This is a genomic window from Lederbergia citrea, from assembly GCF_018343525.1.
In the GTDB taxonomy this organism is placed as follows: Bacteria; Bacillota; Bacilli; order Bacillales; family Bacillaceae_C; genus Lederbergia; species Lederbergia citrea.
Genome location: NZ_JAGYPH010000001.1, coordinates 370,518 through 391,130 on the forward strand (window position 1 = coordinate 370,518; position 20,613 = coordinate 391,130).

A 20,613-nucleotide genomic window follows, 5' to 3' on the forward strand; every position below is an offset into this window, starting at 1 on the left:
CGGGGTATAAACATTTTCATGCATGGGTTGAGAGTAAAGAACTTAATCATGATAGTTTTTATTTTAAGCAGGATTTTCAATGTGAAGGTAGAATGATATATTAAGGATTAAAAACTTTCTCTAAATGTTTTACTTCATCGTCAAATTTTCGATGAGTCGCCTGAAGAAGCTTTTCAAAGACACCATCTAACTCCTTCTCTAATACTTTAATTCCTTCCCCCGTAATGCCGCCTTTAACACATACCTTTTCTTCTAAAGTAGGCAGTGAGTAAAATCTTTTTTTGAGTAAATCCCCAAGTCCAATTAACATGTGCTCCGATAGCTTTGTTGCAGTTTCTTCATCGATGTTTGTATCTGCAACAGTGGCCTCAATGAATCTTCTCGTCATATAACTAAAAAAGGCTGGACCACAACTAACAATGTCGGAGGCAACACGTGTGATTTTATCATCTATGATCATAGGTAAAGAAATTGCTGAGAACATGTCTATCAGTTTTTTCTGCCAATGGCTTTCGCACTTTTTCCCGAACGTAACGAGCGTAGCGCCAGAAAGTGCTCTATTTGTAATGCTAGGAATAATTCGTGCACAGGAACAGGGTGTTATATTCTCTAACCAATCTGTTGTAATTGGACTTGTGATCGATACGAGGCATTGTTCCGCTTTAAATAGAGCATTATTGTCTTTAACAAGCGGGAAAATATCATTCGGTTTTACACAAAGAAAAATGAGATTGGAATGTTTAATTACTTCTTGAATACTATTTGCAACCATTATTCCTGTAAATTTATGTTTAAGCCTTTCAGCTTTTGCGCGCGTTCGGTTTACTACAATCAAGTCTGAAGGAGATGCTGCTTTACCATCGAGCAATGCTTCAGAAAGAATTGTACCCATATTTCCGGTCCCGATAATTCCGACCTTCATGCCTTCCCCTCCTTCGCCCTTCTACTCCTAACAAATGTATGCAGCCCAAAAGAAAATATTCATTCACTAGTGAGGTGTTTTAAAATGATGATTTGGTTTGAGAAGTATAAAACAGTCTTCATTGGCGCAGTTGTAGTCGTCCTTGCACTCATTCTTTATCTGGGCCAGCCAAAAGATCAAAGTGTTGCAGGAAGTATCAGCTCCGAAATGCTTGATGCTGAAATACCACAAATTACAGCAGGAGAACAAAATGAGCCATTACCATTAAAAATCTTTGTAGATCTTAAAGGCGCGGTTCAAAACCCAGGGCTATACGAAGCGACAGAAAACGATCGTGTATTTGATATTATCGCTAGATCTGGTGGTTTACTTGATCATGCAGATGAAAAGCAAATTAATTACGCGCAGAAAGTTCACGATGAAATGGTCATCTATATACCGAGAATGGGAGAAATTTTGGATAATGACGTATTTGCAGGGTCTTCGCCTTCAAAACAAACTGAAAAAGTAAATATTAATAAAGCTGATTCAACTGAATTACAGACACTGCCAGGAATTGGTCCGGCGAAAGCAAATGCAATCATTGACTTCCGGGAACAAAATGGATCATTTAAACAAACGGAAGATCTACAAAAAATATCAGGCATTGGTGCGAAGACATTTGAAAAGCTGCAGGATTTAATCACGGTGCATTAGTAAACAGGAAACATTGACTAATTTCAAACAATGCATTTAAACTGAAGAAAAGAGAGAGAAGAGGGAGAAGGAATATGGAAAGAATTTCATGGAATCAATATTTTATGGCTCAAAGCCATCTACTTTCATATCGCAGCACGTGTACGAGGTTAACTGTCGGCGCAACCATTGTTCGGGATAAGCGAATCATTGCTGGGGGCTATAACGGCTCCATCGCAGGAGGAGTTCATTGTATTGACGAGGGTTGCTATGTGATTGACAACCACTGTGTCCGCACGATACATGCGGAGATGAACGCGATTATTCAATGTGCAAAGTTTGGTGTTCCTACTGATAACGCTGAGATTTACGTCACGCATTTTCCATGCTTGCAATGCTGCAAAGCAATTATCCAGGCGGGAATAAAAGCAGTTTATTACTCAGAGGATTACAAAAATCATCCACATGCCATTGAGTTGTTTACACAAGCAGGTATCAGTGTCGAGCATGTGCCTTTAGATAAGGGAATTTTTCTCTCCTTTGCTGACGGTCAGTAACATAATAGGGGGAGGCTAGATTGACCTCTCCTGAAAAATGATTAAAGGAGTTGCTATGGTATCGGGTAAATGGATTTACTTAGCGGCAGCTGCCCTCTCAGGTATATTGATGATACTTGAGCTTCATGTTTGCTCCTTCATATTTATTTTGTTGGTCACCCTGAGAATATTATTGGAAAAGGATAAGTGGCTGTTTGTCATGTTTTGTGTTGTCGTGGTTTTATTTATAATGGGAGCTCTAAAAAGCGAAAAAGAAAAAACTACAATTCACTCCGCAGGAAAAGTACAGCTTTATGTCACCTTCAAAGAAGTCCCCAATATTGATGGTAATCGTTTACGGGCAGTAGTTTCTGATTTAAATGAAGAAAAGTTGATCCTTACTAATACCATCCAGAGCGAACCAGAAAAAACAATGTTGGAACGCCAACTACGCGCAGGCGGATCATGCCTCGTTTCTGGTGAACTGATCCAACCTGGAAATAATAGGAATGAACATGCATTTAATTATCAACGATACTTGTTTAGACAAAATATACACTGGCAGTTTCAAGTAAACAATCTATCTTTAAAAGAATGTGATGTTTCCAAACTCTCCTGGATATCCAAATTGCAAAACTTGAGAGCGGCTGGCATTAATCATGTCGAGGAAAACTTTCCTGCTACACTTATTCCGTATGCCAATGCACTTATTTTTGGTGATCGGACAGCATTTTCGGAAGATGCTTATCGTGCCTATCAAAAAATTGGAGTCGTCCATCTACTTGCGATATCTGGTCTTCATATTGGTTTTCTTGTTGGCGGCATTTATTTTATTTTCCTACGTCTTGGATTAACGAAAGAAACAGTCTTTTGGCTGTTAGTTTCTTTACTTCCGGTATATGCCGTGGTTTGTGGTGCTAATCCTCCAGTTATTCGAGCAGTTATTATGACTTTGATATTAATGGTATCAAAGAAATGGCGTCTTCCTCTCACAACACTTGATGCATTCTCAATTAGCTTTATCGTCTTTCTATTTTTCGATCCCTATTTAATTTACCATGCTGGTTTTCAGCTATCTTATTGTGTGAGTTTGGGCTTAATCGTTTCTTCAAAATATTTGCTTGGAAAACATGTCTCGCTTATTCAGCAAATGGCCAATATCTCCGTTATTTCCACGCTCACTTCACTCCCCATTCTCGCCTTTCATTTCTATGAATTTTCCATCATTAGCATTGTAGCCAATATTATTTTTGTTCCATTTTATACTGCTGTTGTTTTACCTGCTATGCTATTTCTTTATTTGCTGCAATTTTTTCACTCTGCGCTGTTTTCCCTACTAGCTGGGTTAATATCCAAGCTAGTATTTTACTCTGAACAATTCGCGAAAGTAGCTGGATCATTAAAGTTTTCTATGCTTTTAACTGGAAAGCCAGGAGCTATTGGCATGGTATGCATGATCGCAGGTTCAGCTTTCTACTTGTTATTAAAAGAACGGGGGAAATCACTGCCCTATGCAGCAATGCCGTTGTTCCTTATTTTATTGTTTCAAGTTTTAGCTGTAAATTTTTCTCCCAAAGGCGAAGTTATTTTTATTGATGTTGGACAAGGAGACAGCATATTGATTAAGCTTCCATATAATCGAGGGACCTATTTAATCGATACAGGAGGTCAAATTAGTTTTCCCATCGAAGATTGGCAAAAGCGGAAAAATCCTTTTCACGTCGGAGAAGATATTGTATTGCCATTATTGAAAAGTAAAGGAATCAGTAAATTAGACAAGGTTATCTTGACTCATAGTGATATGGATCATATGGGAGCAGCACAAGAATTGTTAGAGGAAATCTCGATTAAAGAAATTATTATTTCAAAAAACTCATGGCAGAAGCCGTTGATGAGTGAGTTCATAACATCGGCAAAACAATTGGGAATTATGATACGTGAAGAGAAGGCGGGAACGGGATGGGAGAATAAATCGGGAAAATTTCATTTTATATTTCCATTTGGGGATGAATATAAAGACAATAATAGTTCTCTCGTTTTATATGGAGTGTTCGGCGGGATGAAGTGGCTTTTCACTGGAGATGTTGAAAAAGAAGGAGAGGGGGAGATGATTAAGGCTTATAACAAGTTTCATGTAAATGTATTAAAAGTCGGACATCACGGCAGTAAGAGCTCTACGAGAACAGAGTTCCTTGAAGCGGTAACACCAGAATACGCAATTATTTCAGCGGGAAAAAATAATCGCTATGGTCATCCACATCCGGAAGTGATGGATGCGCTTCAAAAGAAAAAAATCAATATTTTTCAAACGAGCGAAGAGGGGGCTGTTCATTACATATTTTCAAAAAAGGGCGGAACCTTTAAGACAATTTTACAATATGATAAAGCAATACAAGACAAATAATTCCGTTAAAGTAAAAGAAGAAGCTTGCAATAGGCAATCTCCTTCTTTTAAGTAACTATACAATTATTTTCCGAGCAGTTCGATGACCGTTCCAATCACAAAAATTGCTGCGAAGAATACGAATGACACTGCAAAACCAACACCAGAATCGACAGCATCATTACGCTTCGATTGGACATTTTGTTCAAATTCGTTCACAACTACCCCTCCTATTTCCACTATAGTATAGACGAAAGTAAAAATAAAATCCACTTTTCCTTTACCACTGTTGACAAGAGTTGACACCCATACTTTTTTAGAGAAAGGTCAAACTACACTTACAATGGATTACCGCTTCTGTTTAAGTATCCTAGGCCTTATGCTGAAGCGTTCATCATAGATCAGGGGGCATTTTCATTGCGATGATTTTTGTCCCCTTTACCACTTGTCAAATAAGCCCGGCTTTCATACGATAGAGATAGAACGTTTATGAGAGAAGGGCTATAACGATGAAAGCATGGAAGAAAATCGAACAAAAACAGTTTTCGCCTCTTTATTTATTATATGGAACAGAGGACTTTATAATCAATGAGACAAAACAAAAAATAGTGGCAAATGTGTTAACAGAAGAGGAAATGGACTTTAATTTATCGGTTTATGATTTGGAAGAAACGCCTGTGGAACAAGCCATTGAAGATGCCGAAACATTCCCTTTTACCGGTGAAAAAAAATTAATTATTTTACATAATCCCGTTTTTTTAACAGCGGAGAAACCAAAAGATAAACTTGAGCATAATTTAAAAAAATTAGAAGCTTACATCCAGGAGCCAGCTTCTTATTCAATTGTTGTTTTCGCTGGATCTTATGAAAAACTTGATGAAAGAAAAAAAATAACGAAGCTGCTAAAGAAAAACGCGGAAATTATCGAAGGGAAAAAGCTAAGCGAACCGGAATTAAAAGTCTGGATCCGTGAGCAAGCAGCGGTGAATAAAGTTCAAATAGATGAAATGGCAATAGAGCTACTACTTACCCTCGTTGGTTCAGATTTAATGAAGCTACATACTGAGTTGGAAAAATTATCTTTATATGTATCGGAGTCAAAACGAATCGACGAAGAGATTGTCGAAAAACTGACATCTAGATCGTTTGAACAAAATATTTTTGACCTAGTGGACAAAGTGGTCCAGCGCAAGATGGATGAAGCCTTTCGGATATATTACGACCTCCGGAAACAAAATGAAGAACCCATTAAAATTTTGGCACTTCTCTCAAGTCAGTTTCGTCTTATTTACCAGGTGAAAGAGTTATTAAAGAGAGGCTATGGCCAACAGCAAATTGCCGGAATGGTCAAGGTACATCCGTTCCGTGTAAAACTAGCATCCGGACAGTCGCGTTCTTTTACTGAGAAAGGGCTAGGAGAAATCATCAATTTACTTGCCAAAACAGATGAACAGCTTAAAACTGGCGGGGCGGGAAGAGATGTGGCTTTAGAGATGTTTTTATTTAAATTAGGAAGTTTAAATTAATAAAAGCGAAAGCGCCAGATAAGCTTTGAGCTAGACAAAAAAACGACCTCGAGGGGTCGTTTTTTCATACTTATGCCATTTTGCTAAGTTTTGTAGCAAGACGTGCTTTTTGACGGTTAGCAGTATTTTTATGGATTAAACCTTTTGTTGCAGCTTTATCCAAATGCTTAACGGCGCTTTTGAAAAGGTCTTTTGCGTTTTCTTCGTTTTGATCAACAGCAAGTTCGAATTTCTTAACGGCTGTACGCATAGCTGATTTAACAGCAATGTTTTGAGCGTTTTTTTCTTCGTTGATTTTTACGCGTTTGATAGCAGATTTGATGTTTGGCATTACATTCACCTCCTGACAATGATCGAGGTTCTATGTCACTCGACTTTCACCATTCATAAACAATAAGAACAAGAGATATTTTATCAAACGCTTGATAGGAATGCAATACTTCTGAATGAAAAATGGGCGGGGAGGAAATGATAGACCATAAATATTTTTCTTTCAGGAGGGGATGGATGAATGAGTAATGAGCTAGATTTAAGCTGCTATTCAGTTAGAACTGATTTAGCTACTGAAGTATTCGAAATGGCACTTGAGCAAATGACTGGTGAAAAACAGGGGAAAATTGAAAATAAACAACTTGAAGGCATCATTATAAAAGAAAAAATGTCAGGTGAGATTAAAGTGTCACTTGCAACGATAACACCAGAAGGCGAAAAAAAATTCGGAAAAAAACAAGGTCATTATTTAACTCTTGAAGTGCAGGGAATTAGATCACAGGACAGTAATTTACAGCAAGAAGTGCAAGAAACTTTTGCCCGGGAGTTTAGTGCATTTCTTAATATGATGAATATACCAAAAACCGCCAGTTGTTTAATCGTAGGACTTGGAAACTGGAATGTCACTCCCGATTCACTTGGACCGCTCGTTTGCGAGCATCTCATCATTACCCGGCATTTATTTGAGCTTGATGCACATAATGTAGATGAAGGTTATAGGGCAGTGAGCGCCCTTTCACCGGGAGTAATGGGTCTGACTGGTATTGAAACAAGTGATATAATTTTTGGGGTAGCTGAAAAGTCGAAGCCTGATTTTATTATTGCGATTGATGCACTTGCATCCAGGTCAATTGAAAGGGTAAACGCAACGATTCAAATCTCCGATACCGGTATCCATCCTGGCTCTGGTGTTGGCAATAAGCGAAAAGAATTAAGCAAAGAAACGTTAGGGGTTCCTGTTATTTCCATTGGAGTCCCAACGGTTGTTGATGCGGTTACGATTACGAGTGATACAATTGATTTTTTACTTAAACATTTCGGAAGGGAAATGAAAGAGTCTGGAAGGCCATCAAGATCGCTGGCACCTGCTGGACTTGCGTTTGGAGAAAAGCGAAAGCTGACAGAGGAAGACCTGCCGGAAGAACGGGAAAGACAAACATATTTGGGAATGATAGGTAGTCTTGAAGAAGAGGAGAAGCGGCAACTCATCCATGAGGTGCTTGCTCCCCTTGGCCATAACTTAATGGTTACGCCAAAAGAAGTGGACGTTTTTATTAATGATATGGCTAATCTCCTTGCTTCTGGGTTAAATGCTGCGCTTCACACTGCCGTTGATAAAACGGATGCTGGGTTTAAAACAAGATAATGTTTATCGTCGTAATATTTTTAAAAGCGTATCCATGGTGATGCGCTTTTTATTGTTTATTGATTTCTATGCTGATATAATTTACCCTAGCATACATGCGCCGATTAACAGGAGTGAAAAAAATGAATCATGACGAAAGATTAAAAAGACAAGAAAAAATCCGTAACTTTTCAATCATTGCCCATATAGATCACGGGAAATCAACATTGGCAGACCGGATTTTAGAACAGACGAAAGCACTCACATCACGTGAAATGAAAAGCCAGTTGCTAGATTCCATGGACTTGGAGCGGGAGCGGGGCATTACCATTAAATTAAATGCTGTTCAATTAAAATATAGAGCGAAAGACGGAGAAGACTATACTCTCCACTTAATTGATACGCCAGGACATGTGGATTTTACCTATGAAGTATCGAGAAGCCTTGCTGCATGCGAAGGGGCCATACTCGTAGTTGATGCCGCTCAGGGGATCGAAGCGCAAACCCTAGCGAATGTTTATTTGGCTCTGGACAATGAGCTTGAAATTCTCCCAGTCATAAATAAAATTGATTTGCCAGCAGCGGATCCGGAACGAGTTAAAAAGGAAATCGAAGATGTAATTGGGCTTGATGCATCAGATGCTGTTTTGGCCTCTGCAAAAGCAGGCATCGGAATTGAAGATATACTTGAGCAAATTGTTGAGAAAGTTCCTGCGCCTAAAGGAGATCCTAATGGACCGTTACAGGCACTTATTTTCGATTCGCTTTATGATGCCTATCGTGGTGTCATTGCCTATATCCGAGTTGTAGAAGGTACAGTGAAAGCTGGAGACAAAATAAAAATGATGTCAACAGGAAAAGAATTTGAAGTTTCAGAAGTAGGTGTGCACTCACCAAAACCGATGTTGGTCGATGAATTAACGGTCGGAGATGTTGGTTTTTTAACTGCCTCTATTAAAAAGGTAGGAGAAACACAGGTTGGCGATACGATCACTAGCGCAAGTAATCCTGCTAAGGAAGCACTTCCTGGATATCGAAAGTTAAACCCTATGGTGTATTGTGGACTTTATCCAATTGATTCTGCCAAGTTCAATGATTTGAGAGAGGCACTTGAAAAGCTGGAGCTAAATGATTCTGCGCTCCAGTATGAGCCTGAATCATCACAAGCACTTGGCTTCGGCTTCCGCTGTGGGTTCCTTGGGCTACTCCATATGGAAATTATCCAAGAGCGGATTGAACGCGAATTTAAAATTGATTTAATTACGACGGCACCAAGTGTTATATACAAAGTTCATATGACAGATGGCACTGTTTTAAATGTAGACAATCCTTCCAATATGCCTGATCCGCAAAAAATTGATCATGTAGAAGAACCATATGTCAAGGCATCAATGATGGTACCGAATGATTATGTTGGTGCAGTTATGGAATTGTCTCAAGATAAGCGTGGCAATTTTGTTGATATGCAATATTTGGATGATATTAGAGTGAATGTCGTTTATGAAATTCCCCTTGCCGAAATTGTGTACGACTTTTTCGATCAATTAAAATCAAATACAAAAGGTTATGCCTCGTTTGATTATGAAATGATTGGCTATCAGCCATCTAAATTGGTGAAGATGGATATTTTATTAAACGGGGAACAAGTGGATGCATTAAGCTTTATTGTCCATAGCGATTTTGCTTATGAAAGAGGAAAAGTCATTGTTGAAAAGCTAAAAGAGCTTATTCCTCGACAACAATTTGAGGTTCCCGTACAAGCGGCTATCGGCCAAAAAATTGTTGCACGTTCGACCATAAAATCAATGGGTAAAAACGTTCTGGCAAAATGTTACGGCGGTGATATTTCCAGGAAACGAAAATTATTAGAAAAACAAAAAGAAGGTAAAAAGCGAATGAAGCAGGTTGGTTCCGTTGAGGTTCCTCAAGAGGCATTTATGGCCGTCTTAAAAAGGGACGAAACGGGAAAGTCTAAATAAAAAGCTGACATAGTATGTACGGGGGAGTAAGGCCTGATATATGATCAAGCTGAACTTCCCCTTTGTTTTATTATAATTTTAAGGTTGTGAAAAAATGAAAGCAGCATATATCCATATCCCTTTTTGTGAACATATTTGCCATTATTGTGATTTTAATAAAGTTTTCCTCCAAGGTCAGCCTGTAGATGAATATGTTCGCCTACTAATAAAAGAATTCGAAATTGCTCTTGAACAAAATCCAGTTCAACAATTAGATACAATCTTTGTCGGAGGAGGTACGCCGACGTCGCTAACTGAAAAGCAACTTGAAGTCCTTTGTAAAGGCATCAGAGAATATTTGCCACTTCACAATGGGGAGTTTACCTTTGAGGCAAATCCAGGAGATTTATCGAAAGAGAAACTGAAAGTTTTATCGGAGTACGGCGTGAATCGACTTAGTTTTGGTGTTCAATCGTTTAATGATGAACTCCTCGCGAGAATTGGCCGTTCACACCGTGTCAAGGATGTATATGCTTCCATTGAATCGGCTCAGAATCTGGGATTTACAAATATTAGCATCGATTTAATTTATGCCTTGCCGGGACAAACAATTTCCGATTTTCAATCTACGCTTAATGAAGCACTCGCACTGGACCTTCCCCATTATTCAAGCTACTCACTCATTGTCGAGCCAAAAACTGTTTTTTATAATTTAATGAGGAAGGGTAAATTATCTCTTCCTGGAGAAGACATTGAGGCTGAAATGTATCGTCTAGTGATGGAAGAGATGGAGAAAAAAGGGTTAAAGCAGTATGAAATCAGCAATTTTTCGAAACCTGGCTTTGAAAGTCTCCATAACTTAGTGTATTGGGACAACGAGGAATACTTTGGTTTTGGAGCAGGTGCACATGGATATGTAAATGGTGTAAGGTATTCGAATGCTGGGCCTTTGAAAAAATATATGGAACCTTTATCAATGGGGGAAAGACCAATATTTGAGCAAAATACCGTCTCGAAAAAAGAAAAGATGGAGGAAGAAATGTTCCTGGGGTTGAGGAAATCAGAGGGCGTAAATATTCATCGATTCAAAGAGAAGTTTAATGAAAATCTCTTGGACACCTTTCAAGGGCCGATTGACCAAATGATCGGGCGTGGACTTTTATGTATTGAAGATGATTTTATTAAATTGACCAAGTCAGGTCGCTTCCTGGGAAATGAAGTTTTTCAATCATTTCTTCTATAAGAAATTTGTCACGGCTATAGGTGTAAAATCGTTGACATCAACTAAGCATTTTGTTACTTTAATTATAGATTTAGCACTCGTGTGAATAGAGTGCTAACAGAGGTGATAAATCTTGCTAACAGATCGTCAACTTCTCATATTGCAAGTAATCATTGATGACTTTATTCGATCGGCTCAACCTGTAGGATCTAGAAGCCTTTCAAAAAAGAAAGAAATTCTTCTTAGCTCAGCTACGATTAGAAATGAAATGGCTGATCTGGAAGAATATGGCTTCATTGAAAAAACACACACATCATCCGGACGAGTTCCTTCAGAAAAGGGATATCGTTACTATGTGGACCATTTGCTTGCACCACATACCTTGCATACGAATGATATAAAGAAAATCCATTCGATTTTTGCCGAGCGAATTTATGAAATGGAAAATATTGCACAGAGATCAACCAAAATTCTATCCGAACTGACCAATTACACAGCGATTTTACTTGGTCCCGCCGTGAAAGAAAATAAATTAAAGAAACTCCAAATTGTTCCGCTTAATCAGGAAACAGCAGTGGCAATTATTATTACTGATACGGGACATGTGGAAAATCGCATATTTACACTCCCGGAAAATATTGCACCGGAAGAAATTGAGAAGCTTGTAAATATTTTGAATGACAAACTTGTCGGGGTTCCAATTTCTGAGCTGAGGGAGACTATTTATAAAGAAGTTGCGATAATTTTGCAAAGAAATATTCAACAGTATGATTATATGCTCAGAACAATTTCAGAAACGCTTGATACTCCCGCTGGCGAAAAGTTGTTTTTTGGCGGTAAAATGAACATGTTAAATCAACCTGAATTCAATAATATTGAAAAAATTCGTTCGTTAATGGACATGATTGACCATGAACAGGGAATATATGAGTTGTTTAAGCATACTCCGAGCGGGATACATGTTAAAATCGGCAAAGAGAATAAGAACACGATGATGGAAGACTGCAGCTTAATTACTGCTACGTATTCAATTGGTGAAGAGGACGTAGGGACTATTGCGATATTGGGACCAACAAGAATGGAATATTCCCGCGTCATCAGCTTACTCGACTTTATTAGTAAGGATATGAGTATTGCTTTAACAAGGCTGTATCATCAGTAGAATAATCGGCAATATTGAGGGCAACGGTCCTATCCATTCATTAGTTATTTTGCTAAAGGCGTTAGAACCGACAAACGCCTTTCGCTTTTACTTTTAAGGAGGTGAAATATTGGTATGAACGATGAAACAAAAGAAGTACTTGAAAATTTGGAAGATCAAACAAACGAGGTAACTGAAGAAACAACTGAAACGAACCAAGCTTCAAATGAGGAAGTTAAGGATGACCAAACAGATACTGTTGAACAAGCAGAGGAAGTCAATGAGGATGTGACAGTTGAAAATACTGTAACACCCATTTCTGAACTTGAAGAAAAACTTGAAGAAGCTGAAAACCGTTATTTGCGTTTGTATGCTGATTTTGAAAATTTCCGCCGCCGCACCCAACTTGATCGGGAGGCAAGCGAAAAATATAGAGCTCAAAGCCTTATTACCAACCTTTTGCCTGCGATTGACAACTTTGAGCGGGCGATGCAAATAGAGGTGGATAATGAACAGGCTAAAGCATTGCTAGATGGTGTTGGAATGGTATACCGCAGCATTATCGATGCGCTAAGGCAAGAAGGTGCAGAACAGATTGAAGCTGTTGGGAATGAGTTTGATCCTAATCTCCATCAAGCTGTAATGCAAACTGATGATGAACAGTTTGGTTCCAACGTGATTGTGGAAGAATTTCAAAAAGGCTATAAATTGAAAGATCGTGTGATCAGGCCTTCAATGGTAAAGGTAAATAAATAAAGATCAAACTACATATTTTTAGGAGGTACATGAACATGAGCAAAATTATCGGAATTGACTTAGGTACTACAAACTCATGTGTGGCAGTGCTTGAAGGTGGAGAACCAAAGGTAATCCCTAATCCAGAAGGAAACCGAACAACTCCATCTGTCATTGCTTTTAAAAATGGTGAACGCCAAGTTGGGGAAGTAGCTAAGCGTCAAGCAATTACGAACCCGAATACGGTAATGTCCATTAAACGCCACATGGGAACTCAGCATACGGAAGATATTGAAGGTAAAGAATACACTCCACAGGAGCTTTCTGCGATCATCCTTCAATATTTAAAATCATATGCCGAAGATTACCTAGGAGAAAAGGTAGAAAAAGCTGTCATCACGGTTCCAGCATACTTTAATGATGCGGAGCGTCAAGCGACTAGGGATGCTGGTATCATTGCTGGTCTAGAAGTAGAGCGTATCATCAACGAGCCAACAGCTGCAGCTCTTGCATACGGACTCGATAAAACAGACGAAGACCAAACGATTTTGGTTTATGATCTTGGGGGCGGAACATTTGACGTCTCTATCATGGAACTAGGCGACGGAGTTTTTGAAGTACTAGCAACTGCTGGTGATAACCGTCTTGGTGGAGATGATTTTGACCAAGTGGTAATCGATCACCTTGTAGCTGAATTCAGAAAAGAAAATGGAATCGATCTTTCACAAGATAAAATGGCATTGCAACGTCTAAAAGACGCAGCGGAAAAAGCCAAGAAAGATCTTTCTGGAGTAACTTCCACACAAATTTCACTTCCATTTATCACGGCTGGCGAAGCTGGTCCATTGCATATGGAATTAACGCTTACACGTGCGAAATTCGATGAATTGACATCGGGACTTGTAGAAAGAACGATGGGACCTACTCGTCAAGCATTAAAAGATTCAGGGAAATCAGCTTCAGAGATTGATAAAGTAATCCTTGTCGGTGGTTCTACAAGAATACCTGCTGTTCAAGAAGCAATCCGCAAAGAAACAGGAAAAGAACCTCATAAAGGTGTCAATCCTGACGAAGTTGTTGCAATGGGTGCTTCCATTCAAGGTGGAGTTTTAACAGGAGACGTAAAAGATGTTGTACTACTTGACGTTACACCTCTTTCACTTGGAATTGAAACAATGGGCGCAGTATTTACAAAGCTGATTGATCGTAATACAACGATTCCAACTTCTAAAGCGCAAGTGTTTTCTACTGCGGCTGATAACCAAACGGCAGTGGATATCCACGTTTTACAAGGTGAAAGATCAATGGCTGCAGATAATAAGACGCTCGGCCGTTTCCAATTGTCTGATATTCCGCCAGCACCGCGCGGCATTCCGCAAATCGAAGTCAAATTTGATATCGATAAAAACGGAATTGTAAACGTTAGTGCAAAAGATCTAGGAACAGGCAAAGAACAAAATATTACAATCAAGTCTTCATCTGGGTTGTCTGAGGATGAAGTTGATCGCATGGTAAGAGAAGCGGAAGAAAACGCTGAAGCAGATAAACAACGTAAAGAAGAAGTTGAACTGCGAAATGATGCTGATCAATTAATTTTCACAACTGAAAAAACACTTAAAGACCTTGAAGGCAAAGTGGAAGAAGCAGAAGTGAAAAAAGCAGAGGAAGCGAAAGATGCTTTGAAAGCTGCTGTTGAGAAAAACGAACTGAATGAAATCCGTGAGAAGAAAGATGCTCTTCAGGAAATCGTCCAAAACTTGTCTATGAAGCTATATGAAGAAGCTGCTAAACAAGCGCAAGCTCAGCAAGATGCTGAAGGCGGTCAAGCTGGAAGTGGAGACGATAATATCGTGGACGCTGAGTTTGAAGAAGTGGAAGACGAAAAAGAGAATAAGTAATAATTTTAATGAAGTATTGAAAGTCAAAGCCGATAATAAAGGCTTTGGCTTTTCTTATGGAAGTATTTCAATCTTTATACGAAATGTGTTAAAATAAACGTTATGTGAAAAGACTCGGGAGTGTGTTTACATGAGTAAAAGGGATTATTATGAAGTATTAGGCGTTACAGAAAATGCGTCTCAAGATGAAATTAAAAAAGCCTATCGACGTTTATCTAAACAATATCACCCGGATATAAACAAAGAGCCGGGGGCTGAAGAAAAATTTAAAGAAGCAACCGAAGCTTATGAAGTATTAAGCGATGAGCAAAAAAGAGCACAGTATGATCAGTTTGGCCACGACGGACCTCAAGGGTTTGGCGGTGGTGGCTTTGGTGGCTCCGATTTCGGCGGCTTTAGTGGATTTGAAGATATATTTAGTACATTCTTTGGTGGAGGCGGCAGGAGAGATCCGAACGCACCTAGACAAGGGGCAGATCTTCAATATACAATGACACTTTCTTTTGAAGAGGCGGTATTTGGTAAGGAAACAACGATTGAAATTCCAAGGGAAGAGACATGTGAAACATGTGACGGAAGTGGCGCAAAGCCTGGCACTACACCGGAAACATGTTCTCATTGTCATGGAAGCGGTCAGCTGAATGTCGAACAAAATACTCCATTTGGTCGCATTGTGAATCGACGAGTGTGTCATCACTGTCAAGGCACAGGTAAATTAATTAAAGAAAAGTGTCGCACATGTGGTGGAGACGGTAAAGTAACGAAAAGAAAAAAAATCAATGTGAAAATACCAAAAGGTGTTGACGATGGTCAACAAATGCGTGTTTCGGGTCAAGGGGAGCCGGGCGTGAATGGTGGCCCTCCAGGAGATCTCTACGTGGTTTTCCATGTTAGGTCACATGAATTTTTTGAACGCGACGGCGATGACATTTATTGTGAGATGCCGATTACATTTGCTCAAGCTGCCTTAGGCGATGAAATTGAAGTGCCTACCCTTCACGGAAAAGTAAAATTGAAAATTCCTGCAGGTACACAGACCGGAACACAATTCCGTTTACGAGGAAAAGGTGTATCCAATGTGAGAGGTTACGGAGTAGGAGACCAGCATATCCATGTGAAAATCATTACTCCAACAAAATTGACAGACCAACAGAAACAGCTGTTGCGTGATTTCTCCGATATAGGTGGCGATGTACCGGATGAGCATCATGAAAGTTTTTTCGACAAAGTAAAACGTGCTTTTAAAGGCGATTAATTTGATTGGAGACGGTGTGCGATGAAATGGACCGAAATAAGCATCCATACTACTAACGAAGCAGTTGAACCTATATCCAACATTCTGCATGAGGCGGGAGCAAGCGGAGTTGTCATTGAGGATCCTGTAGAATTGACTAAGGAGCGCAATGATTGGTTTGGGGAAATTTATGATCTAAACCCCGCGGATTACCCGGAGGTTGGGGTTATGATTAAAGCTTATTTGCCTGTTAACAGTTTTATAAGTGAAACTGTGGATTCAATCAAACAGGAAATTACGAATCTTACTACATTTGATATCGATATCGGTAATAACCAAGTTTCTACAACAGAAGTGAAAGAAGAAGATTGGGCAACAGCTTGGAAAAAGTATTATAACCCTGTGAAAATATCCGAAACCTTTACAATTGTACCAACATGGGAAGACTATGAACGTGTCAGCAGCGATGAACTGATTATCGAACTAGATCCAGGAATGGCTTTTGGTACCGGTACACATCCAACGACTGTGATGTGTATACAGGCCTTGGAAAAGACTGTTCAAAAAGGCGATGATGTCGTTGATGTCGGAACTGGATCGGGAGTTTTAAGCATTGCAGCAGCTCTGTTAGGTGCACAAACTGTTACGGCCCTTGATCTTGATGAAGTCGCGGTAGAATCAGCGAGAGAAAATGTAGTATTAAATAAAGTTTCTGACATTGTTGAGGTTCGCCATGGAGATTTGCTTCATGGACTCGATAAACAAGCAGATGTAGTTGTAGCCAATATTTTGGCTGAAGTTATTTTGCGTTTTACTAAAGATGCGGCAAAGATTGTTAAGCAGGGTGGCTATTTCATCACATCTGGGATTATTCAACAAAAGAAACAGGAAGTAAAAGATGCGATCCAAGCAGCTGGCTTTTCCATTGAGGAAACACTCGTTATGGAGGATTGGGTAGCTTTTGTTGCAAGACGCACGTAATGGGGTGGACATATGCAGCGCTATTTTATTGAAGAAGTTTATAGTGACCAAAAATCAGTAAGAATTTCCGGAGATGATTTTCATCACATTGCTCGAGTGATGAGGATGAACGAAGGGGATTTGATTTGGGTTGTATATAAAGATGCCAAAACTGCTTCTGCGAAAATTACCCATATATCGGATTCATATGTCGAGGCGGAAATCACGGATTTGGAAAAGCAGGATAAAGAACTTCCAGTTCATATAGCAATTGCGAGCGGGCTGCCCAAAGGGGACAAATTGGAATGGATCATACAAAAGGGAACTGAACTCGGTGCTTCCGAATTTGTCCCTTTCATTGCTGGCCGCTCCATTGTAAAATGGGATGATAAAAAGGCGCCAAAAAAGCTTGAACGATGGAATAAAATCGCTAAAGAAGCAGCCGAACAATCCCATCGACAAGTATTACCGCCCGTTCATTCGCCAATTTCTTTCAATGAATTGATTGATTTAAGCCGAAAATTTGATCGAAAGATTGTCGCTTATGAAGAGGAAGCTAAAAGTGGAGAACAAAAGAATTTTGTGAAAGAATTAAATTTTGCGAAGCAAGAAGATAAAATCTTGCTTGTATTCGGGCCAGAAGGTGGACTTACGAGTAAGGAAGCAAGTGAATTAAGTGCTCAAGGCTTTGAATTATGTGGTCTTGGACCAAGAATTTTAAGAACGGAAACAGCGCCGTTATATGCATTATCGGCCATTTCCTATCATTTTGAATTAATGAGGTGATTATATGTCTCTAGTAGCATTTCATACATTAGGTTGTAAAGTGAACCACTATGAAACTGAAGCAATTTGGCAATTATTTAAAAACAACGGCTACGAACGCGTAGAATTTGAGGGCACAGCTGACGTATATGTCATCAATACATGCACTGTTACAAATACTGGAGATAAAAAAAGCCGACAGGTCATACGCCGAGCCATCCGTAATAATCCCGATGCGGTCATCTGCGTGACAGGTTGCTATGCGCAAACATCTCCGGCTGAAATTATGGCCATTCCTGGTGTTGATGTTGTCGTCGGGACACAGGATCGAGTGAAAATGCTTGATTATATAGAACAGTTCAAGGAAGAGCGCCAGCCTATTAATGGCGTAGGCAATATTATGAAAAACCGCGTCTATGAAGAACTTGATGTCCCAGCGTTTACGGATCGGACGCGTGCTTCATTAAAAATTCAAGAAGGCTGTAATAATTTTTGCACATTCTGTATCATTCCATGGGCTCGAGGGTTAATGCGTTCCCGTGACCCGCAAGAAGTTATTCGCCAGGCCCAGCAGCTTGTTGATGCTGGTTATAAAGAAATTGTCCTTACAGGCATCCATACAGGCGGCTACGGCGAAGATATGAAGGACTATAACCTTGCAGCCCTATTACGTGATTTGGAAGCGCAGGTAAGCGGTCTGAAACGAATTAGGATATCTTCAATTGAAGCAAGCCAGCTGACAGATGAGGTCATTGATACAATCGATAAATCAAAGCTTGTCGTAAGACATTTGCATATCCCGCTTCAATCCGGATCTAATACCGTTTTAAAAAGAATGCGTCGCAAGTATACGATGGAATTCTTTGCTGAGCGTTTGGAACTCCTTAAAAAGGCACTTCCAGGCCTTGCGATTACTTCCGATGTGATCGTTGGTTTTCCCGGAGAGACGGAAGAAGAGTTTATGGAAACATATAATTTTGTAAAAGAACATGGATTTTCCGAATTACATGTCTTCCCTTATTCAAAACGGACAGGTACTCCGGCAGCGCGGATGACAGATCAAGTCGATGAAAATATTAAAAATGACCGTGTTCACAGACTGATAGCACTTTCTGACCAATTGGCAAAAGAATATGCTTCCCGCTTTGAAAATGAAGTCCTTGAAGTGATTCCAGAAGAAGTATTTAAAGAAAATCAGGATAGTGGCCTGTATGAAGGTTATTCGGATAATTATTTAAAAGTGGTTTTCCCGGCTTCTGAAGAGATGGTTGGTAAATTGGTAAAGGTAAAAATTACAAAGGCTGGCTATCCATATAACGAAGGACAATTCGTTCGAGTGATGGATGATACTAATACTCCGGCATCGATGGTAATTTAAAAGTATGAACTGCAGTGTTTTGCTGCAGTTCTTTTTATTGTTTCTCCTTTCCGTGCATCCAGCTAATAAAGTGGCTGAAACGATTGGCAAATGGAAATACCAATAAGGAACAAACCAAATTGTAGATGACACTCGCATGTGCCAACTGTGTTCCCGGTTCGGATGTCAATGTACTGCTTACCCCAGCCAAAAAATGAATAAATGGCAAAAATAGTACCGCACCGCCAATGTTTAGCCACATATGGGCATATGCAGTAAGGCGAGCCTCACGCCCGGCTCCAATCCCTGCGAGCAGAGCAGTCGCGCAAGTCCCAATATTTGCCCCCAGCATAATGGCAATACCGGTTTCGAGCGGAAAGATTCCAGCCCCCAAAAAACTCATAGCAATGCCGGTCATCACCGTGCTAGATTGAATTAGAGCCGTCAGAAATACGCCTATTAGAAAAGCTATGGAAGCATTTCCCCTCATCACATAAATTAAGTTTTGTATGTAATCAATGTCTGCAAGTCGGCTCGAAAGCCATTCAAATCCATTCATTGCTGCAAAAATAATACCGATACCCATAAATATAAAGCTCCAGCTTTTTAATTTAGTTCTTCGGAAAAATTGCAGAATCACTCCTATAGTGAGAAGCGGGATAATTATTTTCGATAAATCAAAAGTAAAAAATTCAAGAGTAATGGTTGTACCAATATTAGTTCCTAAAATAATTCCAATTGTTTGGGGAAAAGAAAGGATTCGAGCTGAAACAAGGCCAACTGCAATAACGGTTACCGCGGAACTACTTTGAAGCACGGCTGTCATTGCAATACCGGCAATCATTCCTTTTAAAGGTGTGCCAGTCACCTTTCGAAGCCAGTTCTCCATAGCACTTCCTGACAGATTGAACAGGCCGACCCTCATCCATGTCATACCAAGCAAAAAACAGGCTGCTAGAATAACAAAAAGTAAAATATAAAGCATGTCCCTCACCTCTCTCGTTCATCATATGGTGCGAGTCATGAGGACATGCAAAAAAGTATCGATGTTGTCTGTCCAAAAAAAATAAAGATTGTTGACCTGTCAATAGCCTTATATTATAATTGCAAAGTACATGGATTTTCCATGTGTGAACATGTTATCGCTATGTTCGGAGGGAGGGAAAGAGAGATGTCAAAAACAGTTGTTCGTAAAAACGAATCGCTTGAAGATGCTCTTCGCCGCTTCAAACGTACAGTTTCTAAGACAGGAACTTTACAAGAATTTAGAAAGCGCGAATTTTATGAAAAGCCAAGCGTAAAACGTAAGAAAAAATCTGAAGCTGCCAGAAAACGCAAGTTCTAATGAGGTGTACTAAAGAGTCTTCTCGAGCTTTTAAATGTTGATTTATACAAGCGTGAAATAAGACAAAGATAAGCTCTCTGTCGTTCGAATGCTGAAAGCAGCCCGACAAAATGAAATCATTTCGTTTGGCAGACAACAATGATCGGAAGAAGAAGAGTTGACGTTCCTTTCTCGCGAAGTAAGCAACGCATAGACTCCCTCCAGGAATTTGAAAACGCGGGTCGTGAAGATCTCGCCCGAAAATTTCGAAATGAACTCGTTTTTGTGAATATATATGCTGGAACTAGCTTGCGCATAGCAAGCTGGTAGAGGCATCTATTATAATCAGCAGTTATTAAAGC

At 39.6% G+C, this 20,613-nt stretch carries 19 protein-coding genes and 1 pseudogene; 16 read left to right on the plus strand and 4 right to left on the minus strand.

All coding sequences use genetic code 11. The features are described from left to right. Nucleotides 1-100: 100 nt before the first annotated feature. Entirely contained in the window at nt 101-922 is an 822-nt protein-coding gene (gene comER / locus KHA88_RS01895) for a late competence protein ComER (protein ID WP_213097449.1), read from the minus strand. An 84-nt stretch (nt 923-1,006) separates the two neighbouring features. On the opposite strand from comER, the gene KHA88_RS01900 reads away from it, so the two are divergent. The 3 genes from KHA88_RS01900 (at nt 1,007) to KHA88_RS01910 (ending at nt 4,537) form a co-directional block, all read left to right on the plus strand. After that, the gene (locus KHA88_RS01900; RefSeq protein ID WP_213121341.1) at nt 1,007-1,618 is read left to right on the plus strand and encodes a helix-hairpin-helix domain-containing protein; all 612 of its coding nucleotides are present in this window, start codon (nt 1,007-1,009) and stop codon (nt 1,616-1,618) included. A 74-nt stretch (nt 1,619-1,692) separates the two neighbouring features. Next, nucleotides 1,693-2,154 (plus strand): ComE operon protein 2, encoded by a 462-nt coding sequence (locus tag KHA88_RS01905; RefSeq protein ID WP_213106791.1) that lies wholly within the window; start codon nt 1,693-1,695, stop codon nt 2,152-2,154. A 37-nt stretch (nt 2,155-2,191) separates the two neighbouring features. Then, nucleotides 2,192-4,537 (plus strand): DNA internalization-related competence protein ComEC/Rec2, encoded by a 2,346-nt coding sequence (locus KHA88_RS01910; protein ID WP_213121342.1) that lies wholly within the window; start codon nt 2,192-2,194, stop codon nt 4,535-4,537. Nucleotides 4,538-4,600: 63 nt separating this feature from the next. Here the strand turns inward: KHA88_RS01910 and KHA88_RS01915 are convergent, their stop codons facing one another. Then, a complete protein-coding gene (locus tag KHA88_RS01915; RefSeq protein ID WP_213097445.1) occupies nt 4,601-4,735 on the minus strand; it encodes a YqzM family protein in 135 nt (44 codons plus the stop codon). A 284-nt stretch (nt 4,736-5,019) separates the two neighbouring features. Between KHA88_RS01915 and holA the strand changes: the two genes are divergently transcribed. Next, complete coding sequence (gene holA, locus KHA88_RS01920; RefSeq protein WP_430413631.1) at nt 5,020-6,042, plus strand: DNA polymerase III subunit delta; 1,023 nt, start codon at nt 5,020-5,022, stop codon at nt 6,040-6,042. 70 nt (nt 6,043-6,112) lie between these two features. Here holA and rpsT read toward each other — a convergent pair whose 3' ends face one another. Next, nucleotides 6,113-6,373 carry a 30S ribosomal protein S20 gene (gene rpsT, locus KHA88_RS01925; RefSeq protein WP_213097443.1) on the minus strand — a complete coding sequence of 87 codons (261 nt, stop codon included), beginning with the start codon at nt 6,371-6,373 and terminating at the stop codon, nt 6,113-6,115. A 180-nt stretch (nt 6,374-6,553) separates the two neighbouring features. Here rpsT and gpr point away from each other — a divergent pair, with 180 nt between their 5' ends. The 10 genes from gpr (at nt 6,554) to mtaB (ending at nt 18,948) form a co-directional block, all read left to right on the plus strand. Then, a complete protein-coding gene (gpr, locus tag KHA88_RS01930) occupies nt 6,554-7,678 on the plus strand; it encodes a GPR endopeptidase (RefSeq protein WP_213097442.1) in 1,125 nt (374 codons plus the stop codon). A 122-nt stretch (nt 7,679-7,800) separates the two neighbouring features. Continuing rightward, complete coding sequence (lepA, locus tag KHA88_RS01935) at nt 7,801-9,636, plus strand: translation elongation factor 4 (protein WP_213097441.1); 1,836 nt, start codon at nt 7,801-7,803, stop codon at nt 9,634-9,636. A gap of 94 nt (nt 9,637-9,730) precedes the next feature. Further along, nucleotides 9,731-10,858 (plus strand): radical SAM family heme chaperone HemW, encoded by a 1,128-nt coding sequence (gene hemW / locus KHA88_RS01940; protein ID WP_213106793.1) that lies wholly within the window; start codon nt 9,731-9,733, stop codon nt 10,856-10,858. Nucleotides 10,859-10,970: 112 nt separating this feature from the next. Next, nucleotides 10,971-11,999 (plus strand): heat-inducible transcriptional repressor HrcA, encoded by a 1,029-nt coding sequence (gene hrcA / locus KHA88_RS01945; RefSeq protein ID WP_213097439.1) that lies wholly within the window; start codon nt 10,971-10,973, stop codon nt 11,997-11,999. Between the two features lie 114 nt (nt 12,000-12,113). After that, a complete protein-coding gene (grpE, locus tag KHA88_RS01950) occupies nt 12,114-12,734 on the plus strand; it encodes a nucleotide exchange factor GrpE (RefSeq protein WP_213097438.1) in 621 nt (206 codons plus the stop codon). 35 nt (nt 12,735-12,769) lie between these two features. Then, nucleotides 12,770-14,611 carry a molecular chaperone DnaK gene (gene dnaK / locus KHA88_RS01955; protein ID WP_213097437.1) on the plus strand — a complete coding sequence of 614 codons (1,842 nt, stop codon included), beginning with the start codon at nt 12,770-12,772 and terminating at the stop codon, nt 14,609-14,611. A gap of 130 nt (nt 14,612-14,741) precedes the next feature. Then, on the plus strand, nt 14,742-15,866 hold the full coding sequence (gene dnaJ / locus KHA88_RS01960; protein ID WP_213097436.1) for a molecular chaperone DnaJ: 1,125 nt from the start codon (nt 14,742-14,744) through the stop codon (nt 15,864-15,866). A 21-nt stretch (nt 15,867-15,887) separates the two neighbouring features. Continuing rightward, nucleotides 15,888-16,826, plus strand: coding sequence for a 50S ribosomal protein L11 methyltransferase (gene prmA, locus KHA88_RS01965; protein ID WP_213097435.1), 939 nt, complete (start codon nt 15,888-15,890; stop codon nt 16,824-16,826). Between the two features lie 12 nt (nt 16,827-16,838). Beyond that, a complete protein-coding gene (locus tag KHA88_RS01970) occupies nt 16,839-17,591 on the plus strand; it encodes a 16S rRNA (uracil(1498)-N(3))-methyltransferase (protein WP_213097434.1) in 753 nt (250 codons plus the stop codon). 4 nt (nt 17,592-17,595) lie between these two features. After that, nucleotides 17,596-18,948, plus strand: a complete 1,353-nt coding sequence (gene mtaB, locus KHA88_RS01975; RefSeq protein WP_213097433.1) for a tRNA (N(6)-L-threonylcarbamoyladenosine(37)-C(2))-methylthiotransferase MtaB — start codon at nt 17,596-17,598, stop codon at nt 18,946-18,948. Nucleotides 18,949-18,982: 34 nt separating this feature from the next. On the opposite strand, the gene KHA88_RS01980 is transcribed toward mtaB, so the two are convergent. Continuing rightward, on the minus strand, nt 18,983-19,912 hold the full coding sequence (locus tag KHA88_RS01980) for a Na/Pi symporter (protein WP_213097432.1): 930 nt from the start codon (nt 19,910-19,912) through the stop codon (nt 18,983-18,985). A gap of 186 nt (nt 19,913-20,098) precedes the next feature. Between KHA88_RS01980 and rpsU the strand changes: the two genes are divergently transcribed. Together rpsU and KHA88_RS01990 are read left to right on the plus strand one after the other, a co-directional pair. Then, nucleotides 20,099-20,272 carry a 30S ribosomal protein S21 gene (rpsU, locus tag KHA88_RS01985; RefSeq protein ID WP_213097431.1) on the plus strand — a complete coding sequence of 58 codons (174 nt, stop codon included), beginning with the start codon at nt 20,099-20,101 and terminating at the stop codon, nt 20,270-20,272. Between the two features lie 88 nt (nt 20,273-20,360). Further along, a pseudogene (locus KHA88_RS01990) lies at nt 20,361-20,548 on the plus strand (GatB/YqeY domain-containing protein); the annotation flags it as partial. Between the last annotated feature and the right edge of the window lie 65 nt (nt 20,549-20,613).

Coding starts and splice junctions, on each gene's coding strand:
- prmA (WP_213097435.1), top strand. CDS start 15,888: ATGAAATGGACCGAAATAAGCATCCATACTACTAACGAAGCAGTTGAA.
- grpE (WP_213097438.1), top strand. CDS start 12,114: ATGAACGATGAAACAAAAGAAGTACTTGAAAATTTGGAAGATCAAACA.
- mtaB (WP_213097433.1), top strand. CDS start 17,596: ATGTCTCTAGTAGCATTTCATACATTAGGTTGTAAAGTGAACCACTAT.
- dnaJ (WP_213097436.1), top strand. CDS start 14,742: ATGAGTAAAAGGGATTATTATGAAGTATTAGGCGTTACAGAAAATGCG.
- KHA88_RS01900 (WP_213121341.1), top strand. CDS start 1,007: ATGATGATTTGGTTTGAGAAGTATAAAACAGTCTTCATTGGCGCAGTT.
- comER (WP_213097449.1), bottom strand. CDS start 922: ATGAAGGTCGGAATTATCGGGACCGGAAATATGGGTACAATTCTTTCT.
- KHA88_RS01905 (WP_213106791.1), top strand. CDS start 1,693: ATGGAAAGAATTTCATGGAATCAATATTTTATGGCTCAAAGCCATCTA.
- KHA88_RS01970 (WP_213097434.1), top strand. CDS start 16,839: ATGCAGCGCTATTTTATTGAAGAAGTTTATAGTGACCAAAAATCAGTA.
- rpsT (WP_213097443.1), bottom strand. CDS start 6,373: ATGCCAAACATCAAATCTGCTATCAAACGCGTAAAAATCAACGAAGAA.
- hemW (WP_213106793.1), top strand. CDS start 9,731: ATGAAAGCAGCATATATCCATATCCCTTTTTGTGAACATATTTGCCAT.
- KHA88_RS01980 (WP_213097432.1), bottom strand. CDS start 19,912: ATGCTTTATATTTTACTTTTTGTTATTCTAGCAGCCTGTTTTTTGCTT.
- rpsU (WP_213097431.1), top strand. CDS start 20,099: ATGTCAAAAACAGTTGTTCGTAAAAACGAATCGCTTGAAGATGCTCTT.
- gpr (WP_213097442.1), top strand. CDS start 6,554: ATGAGTAATGAGCTAGATTTAAGCTGCTATTCAGTTAGAACTGATTTA.
- dnaK (WP_213097437.1), top strand. CDS start 12,770: ATGAGCAAAATTATCGGAATTGACTTAGGTACTACAAACTCATGTGTG.
- KHA88_RS01910 (WP_213121342.1), top strand. CDS start 2,192: ATGATTAAAGGAGTTGCTATGGTATCGGGTAAATGGATTTACTTAGCG.
- lepA (WP_213097441.1), top strand. CDS start 7,801: ATGAATCATGACGAAAGATTAAAAAGACAAGAAAAAATCCGTAACTTT.